The organism is Neisseria sp. HMSC065D04, assembly GCF_001815675.1.
GTDB lineage: Bacteria > Pseudomonadota > Gammaproteobacteria > Burkholderiales > Neisseriaceae > Neisseria.
Genome location: NZ_KV821487.1, coordinates 1 through 302, shown reverse-complemented (window position 1 = coordinate 302; position 302 = coordinate 1). Strand labels below are relative to the sequence as shown.

Annotated in this window: 1 protein-coding gene; it reads left to right on the top strand. The window is 54.0% G+C overall.

Going from position 1 to position 302, the window contains the following annotated elements:
* On the top strand, positions 1 to 143 hold a 143-nt coding region (locus tag HMPREF3050_RS02190; protein ID WP_210399906.1), incomplete at its 5' end, for a 23S rRNA (pseudouridine(1915)-N(3))-methyltransferase RlmH.
* Positions 144 to 302 lie beyond the last annotated feature (159 nt).

Below are 302 nucleotides of genomic sequence, written 5' to 3'. Positions count from 1 at the left end.
TTTCAGACGACCCCATCCGACCAAGGAAACCCATAAACATCACCGTCCTCACCCTCCCGCACGGTATGGTGCGCGTTCTGCTGACCGAACAGCTCTACCGCGCCGTCTCCATCCTCCACAACCATCCCTACCACCGCGAATGACAAAAGCCGTTCCCGCAGGCAGGCTTCGTGCGCCCACACCGCTTGAATCGGGTGCAGGCGTGCCTGTTGCGAATTCAATACATCAAGAAATAGTAAACTGGGAAATATTCAGATATTGTTTGAACGCCCGCCATAAGGACGATAAGATACCGACCTCAT